Origin of the sequence: Methylophaga pinxianii (assembly GCF_020447225.1) — a bacterium.
GTDB lineage: Bacteria > Pseudomonadota > Gammaproteobacteria > Nitrosococcales > Methylophagaceae > Methylophaga > Methylophaga pinxianii.
This window is the reverse complement of sequence record NZ_JAJAEO010000112.1, coordinates 1-5,430: the sequence shown is the minus strand read 5'-3', so window position 1 is coordinate 5,430 and position 5,430 is coordinate 1. Positions and strand designations below refer to the sequence as shown.

Genomic DNA, 5,430 nt, shown 5'->3' with positions numbered 1-5,430 from the left:
AAAAAAAAATTTAACCGTCTAGTGGAGTAGGTATGCAGGGATACGATTATTATTCCGTTGATGAGTTTAGAGAGGCACTATTATCCGATGAAGATAATTTGCTATTCAAACTCATTGCCATAGCAAAAAACTTAATTAATAAGTATGGGCTTAGAATGGAAGCTGATGACCTATTCCAAGAGGCAATCTGCAGAATTCTGGCAGACTGCAGACACATACCAAAAGAGTTACCTCTTGCCGTCTCTGTAGGCCAGATCATGAAAGGCATAGCTTATGACACATTTGAACGAAAAGATGAAGAAATACTCAGAAACTATGAGCCTATCGAGATGCATGAAAACAACGTAACTACGGCCGAAAGCTCATATGATGGAAAATTCGACAGCGCGTGGGACCAACTCATATCTTTATTTTCCGATGATGAAGATGCTTTTTCCTTTCTACGAGCAACATCTGATGGGTTGAAAAAGTCAGAAATAATAGAGCAAATTTTTTCAGGGAATTTGAATCGTTATGACACGACTCGAAGACGAATTGTTCGTTGCAATATTAATAAACTCCAGAGGGAGGATCAGTAATGAATATTAATAAGGAAATGATATTACTACTTGATGATTTAATGATTGAAAACATAGCAAAAATGACACAGAACGAGCTTTGTCAGGAGTTAGGTCTGTCGGTGGATGAATTAGATTCCGAAGCTTTGCTACTTCAAAAAAAATTAAACGATATTTCAACTGAGTTTAATAAAGCGAAGCTCAAAGAAGCTAGGTTCAATCTAGAGCACGTCAGAAAAACACAATCGTCAAAGAATATTTCTCAAACATTAACGAAAGCAGGTAAAGATGCTAAAGGCATCTTGATTGATATGTTCACACAAAACAAGCTCCCAGCTGGATTAACTCTGGCTTTTAGGGATGGAAAAGAAATTACTAACGATGAGGCAGAACAAATCTTGGCTGATCTCATCAATATCGGAGTAGTTGAGGGTGACGATCGAAAAGGTTAAAGAATATGTTGAGTCCTTATATATAGGTGAGTTAGCAATTTCATCCCCATTTGAAATAGATATTGAAGCCATCGCTTTCTATAAAAATGCATTGGTAGTTGAACGCCCTCTCACCGGTTGTGAAGCGATGATTATTGGTGCAGGTAATAACGCAATTATCACTGTTAAAGCAGACAGTAACAATGAACGCAAACGATTTTCTATAGGTCATGAGCTAGGCCATTGGATAAAAGATCGAGGCACAATTGGTAACCTATGTTCTCAGTCTGATATGGATGAAACTAAAAGTCATCAACAGGGCCGTGAAACAATTGCGAATGCTTTTGCTTCAGAACTGTTAATACCATCATACTTACTCACAAAATACATCAATGACAGTCCTCTAAATCTTGATTTACTTAGTGGTGTAAAAGAGGCCTTTCAGATAAGCTTCATGGCCTCATTACGACGTGTTATCGGAAGCCAACAACACTTGGGGTTTTTCGCTATTTATCGGTCTGACGGTTCCAGAAGGTTGTTTCATGCAAATAAAAAAATCCCATACTCTTTTCTGCCTCCCGATACCGTTCCTAATGGCTCTAAAATCTTCGATCTAATATTCAACGGGCATGATAAAGGAGCTGGTTTCATAAATGGAAGTGTTTGGTGTAAAGATGATTGGGCAGATGAATCAGAAGTATTTGAGCATTCATTTCATTATCACAATGATGATTTCATATCTATTGTATGGTGGAAAGATGAAGAGCCAGTATGGCGGTGCCTAGACTCCAAAAATTAGAACTCGAAATTGTTGGAGACAGACAGAAGCTGAGTTTTATTCACTATAATGCTTTGAATCTATATTCCTATATCTGTTTCCGAAATATGCTGACCATCATACTATTTAGATAGGGTTGCAAGTACGCTTCGGAAGCTATCCAAACCTGCCTCCAGATTTTCAATAATTTCTTCTGCTAAATCATCTGGCTCGGGCAGGTTGTCAAGATCAGTGAGGCTTTTATCTTTTAACCAAAATAAATCTAAACTGGTTTTGTCTCTTGTGGTCAGTTCTTCATATGAGTATTTACGCCAGCGACCGTCAGGATTTGTTTCTGCATCCCATGTCGCTTTACGTTGATGACGATTTTGTGGGTTATAGCATTTGATAAATTCAACCAAGTCTTCATAACGTAACGGTTTTTTCTTCAGCGTGTGATGAATATTGGTTCGATAATCGTAGTACCAAACTTCTTTGGTCCATGGATTAGGACTGGCTTCTCGGTTATCGAAAAACAGCACGTTTGCTTTCACACCATGCGCATAAAAAATGCCTGTCGGTAAACGCAGGATAGTATGCAGATCGGTATTTTCAAGCAGCTTACGGCGAATCGTCTCGCCTGCACCGCCCTCAAATAAGACATTATCCGGCAATACAACTGCTGCTTTGCCGGTTGTTTTGAGCATGCTACGAATATGTTGGACGAAATTAATCTGTTTATTCGAGGTGGTAGCCCAGAAGTCTTGCCGGTTATACGTTAGGTCATCTGTCTCTTGCTCACCTTCGGCATTAGTGAAGTTCATCGAACTCTTCTTGCCAAAAGGTGGATTTGCCAGTACGTAATCGTATGAGTATTGCGAGGCTGCCACCAGCGCATCATTGGGAGACACTAAACTTTCGCCATCAATTTCACCGATGTTATGCAAAAACATATTCATCAGGCACATACGTCGTGTGTTGGCGACAATCTCATTACCGTAAAAGGTATTGTGCTTTAAGAAGCTTTTTTGTGACTTATCGAGCTGATAATGATTTGTGTCAGTAAGGAAATCGTAAGCAGCAAGGAAAAAGCCGCCAGTGCCACACGCTGGGTCGGCTATCGTTTTGCCGGGCTCAGGACGAACACACTCAACCATCGCCCGAATCAATGCCCGCGGCGTAAAGTATTGGCCGGCACCTGACTTGGTGTCTTCCGCATTACGCTCAAGCAAGCCTTCGTATATGTCGCCCTTAACATCAGCGCCCATAGTTGCCCATTGCGTGCTATCGACCATGTCAATCAGACGATAAAGCTTGGCCGGGTCTTGAATCTTGTTTTGTGCCTTGGTGAATATTTGCCCAAGCATGCCTTTTTGCGTACCCAAAGCACGCAGCAACTCGACATAAAGCACTTCAAGCTCAGCGCCCTTTTTACTCTTTAGGGTTGACCAGTTGTACCGCTCTGGAATCCCAACATTTCGATTGTAGGGAGGCTTGCTGTACTCATCAGCCATTTTCAAAAAGATGAGGTAAGTCAGTTGCTCGAGATAATCACCATAGCCCACCCCATCATCACGCAGGGTGGTACAGAAACTCCATACTTTGGAAACGATTGGTGCAGTTGTCATACGAAGGTTTATGCCCAGATTAGTGAGGAAATTTCAAAAAGTAATTTTTGTCTTTTTTCAAGCGCTACGGAATCAAAATTATCTACATAATCGAGGTCTAATTTAAATTCTCTTTTTAGGTTTTCTAGGTCGAGCTTTGATTTATATGCATCAATCCTCAGCGTCTCATTCCAGTACAAAGTATTGGCATAGGTTTTAAGTTTGTCGGAGTAGCTTTCGTTATTGCTGGAAATGTTGTCCTTACCCTTAAGAAGCAGGATACCGCCCAGTCGATTTCTTTCCATTTCAAAGCGCTCTTCATCATTATCAAATAAGGCTAAATTTTCATGGTTATGTGCCAATATATGTTCAATATGGAAGCCAGTTTTAGCACCGGTTCTCGAAACCAGATCTGAAATTGAATGCTTCATATTGAGTTTCATATGTTTTGCAAGAAATTCGTCTACACGAGCGAAGAAGTATCTTTTGAAGCGTGTATTTAAACCAACACCCGTTTGTTTGAAAAAAGCATATCTAAATGGCTGTTCAACACTATCAGTGAGTCGTCTTCTCGCTAATTCTGAAGTTAACTCAACATCAAATGCTGACCGCATCTCAGAAATATCTTTGTCACGAATTGCTGAAGAAATACGGTAGAGCATTTCTTGAAAGGCATTACTATCGTATGCCCCTTGCAGCTGTAGTAGGGCAAATATTCGGTCTAGCTCTTCGGGTACTTTTGATAACTTCTCAGCTTCTTGCTCATCATTGAAGGAACACGATGACAAAATAAGCATTAATGCGCCATCTAAATCATTCACCCTGTTGTAGGTAAACGCTGTTGTCTCATCGTATGAATAAGCATGCCGAGCTTTCCTGTAAAGCGCCGCATAATAATCAAATTGATTATCTAGAAATTGAATAACACCAGCTTGGTTGTGCGCGATGCCAAGCAGCTGATCAAACTCATTAGTGAAAATTATTCGATGGTAGTCCCCATCAAATCGCTGGCCTTCGTTCCTAGTGTCTGCAAAACGTGCTTTTAGAAAAAATCTGAAAAAACGGTCTGCTTCGTCTTCATCATAGGAGTTGATAGCACGTATATGCCCTTCCCATATTTTGTTGTAATCCTTTGTATTTAATACTGATTTATCGATCTGACCAAGGAGCTTACCCTTTAGTATTTCATATGGTTTGAGCTTGACACCACGGTCGTTTATAACCTCAAAAACCATCGGAACGTCCGTTTGCTCAACGGACAAATTTATTAGAACAAGCCTTCTTAAGAAGTAAAATACAAAGGTTTCCAACTTATGCTGACTATCTAGTTCTTTATCGAGCCACTTACTGATAGTTTGGAAATTTTTCAACATGTTTACAGATGTAATTCCGGCCTCAGAATTGACTCTGTTAAAGCTACCGTCATATATGGCTTGCTGTGTTTCGCGATGCGCTTCATGGTTCATCCAGAATCGATTTTCGAAACCTGATTGCCCAGATATTTTGCCATCGAGCCACTTTGCTGCTTTTGAATCAAACTCTTGAGCCAAGTGCATAAGCTTGATAAGTATCAGTGATAGCGTAGTCAAGCGCTGCTGACCATCAACGATAAATACCTTACCGTCTACTTTATTGGTTACGTACGTATTTAAGTAATACCACGAATATTTAGCATCAACGACCTCTCCACTGGGTGGCAATGATGAAAATTCAGCATAATGCTCATTGAACTTATAAAAAATATCATCCAACAGTCTCAAAACTGGCTCATCATTCCAGCGGTATTCACGCTGATAGAAATCGATGTGATAAAGCGTATTTGAAAAAACTGCATCTATATTTTGTTTGTCAGGAGAAATGTCCATTTTGTCCCTTTCGAATTATGGATTTTTTAATTTTAGATAGTAAGACCGATGCAGACTCATCATTTATGTCTTGAGGTATGAGTTGACCAGAAAATGCTTTTTTCAAAATAGATTGTGTAATAGCCCCATTTTAAAACGGACACTCAATTATTAAGCGATAGGCTTAGACCTATCTTTAAGGAGTGTCTATGGAACGTATTGAAATTTTTACTG

The 5,430-nt window shown here is 39.8% G+C and carries 5 protein-coding genes; 3 read left to right on the top strand and 2 right to left on the bottom strand.

All coding sequences use genetic code 11. The features are described 5' to 3' along the window. The first annotated feature begins 32 nt into the window (after positions 1-32). Genes LGT40_RS00975 through LGT40_RS00965 form a run of 3 tightly spaced genes read left to right on the top strand, consistent with a single transcriptional unit; the run spans position 33 to position 1,787 of the window. On the top strand, positions 33-578 hold the full coding sequence (locus LGT40_RS00975; protein WP_226071616.1) for a hypothetical protein: 546 nt from the start codon (positions 33-35) through the stop codon (positions 576-578). Further along, entirely contained in the window at positions 578-1,009 is a 432-nt protein-coding gene (locus tag LGT40_RS00970; RefSeq protein ID WP_226071613.1) for a hypothetical protein, read from the top strand. Before LGT40_RS00975 ends, LGT40_RS00970 begins: the two co-directional genes overlap by 1 nt. Then, entirely contained in the window at positions 990-1,787 is a 798-nt protein-coding gene (locus tag LGT40_RS00965; protein ID WP_226071612.1) for an ImmA/IrrE family metallo-endopeptidase, read from the top strand. Before LGT40_RS00970 ends, LGT40_RS00965 begins: the two co-directional genes overlap by 20 nt. Positions 1,788-1,888: 101 nt before the next feature. Here the strand turns inward: LGT40_RS00965 and LGT40_RS00960 are convergent, their stop codons facing one another. Together LGT40_RS00960 and LGT40_RS00955 are read right to left on the bottom strand one after the other, a co-directional pair. Beyond that, positions 1,889-3,373: a class I SAM-dependent DNA methyltransferase gene (locus tag LGT40_RS00960; RefSeq protein ID WP_226071611.1), complete on the bottom strand. Its 1,485-nt coding sequence runs from the start codon at positions 3,371-3,373 to the stop codon at positions 1,889-1,891. 8 nt (positions 3,374-3,381) lie between these two features. Continuing rightward, positions 3,382-5,217, bottom strand: a complete 1,836-nt coding sequence (locus LGT40_RS00955) for a DUF262 domain-containing protein (protein WP_226071610.1) — start codon at positions 5,215-5,217, stop codon at positions 3,382-3,384. Between the last annotated feature and the right edge of the window lie 213 nt (positions 5,218-5,430).

Excerpts from the sequence above, each read along its gene's own strand:
- LGT40_RS00955 (WP_226071610.1), bottom strand. The coding sequence starts at position 5,217 with ATGGACATTTCTCCTGACAAACAAAATATAGATGCAGTTTTTTCAAAT.
- LGT40_RS00970 (WP_226071613.1), top strand. The coding sequence starts at position 578 with ATGAATATTAATAAGGAAATGATATTACTACTTGATGATTTAATGATT.
- LGT40_RS00975 (WP_226071616.1), top strand. The coding sequence starts at position 33 with ATGCAGGGATACGATTATTATTCCGTTGATGAGTTTAGAGAGGCACTA.
- LGT40_RS00960 (WP_226071611.1), bottom strand. The coding sequence starts at position 3,373 with ATGACAACTGCACCAATCGTTTCCAAAGTATGGAGTTTCTGTACCACC.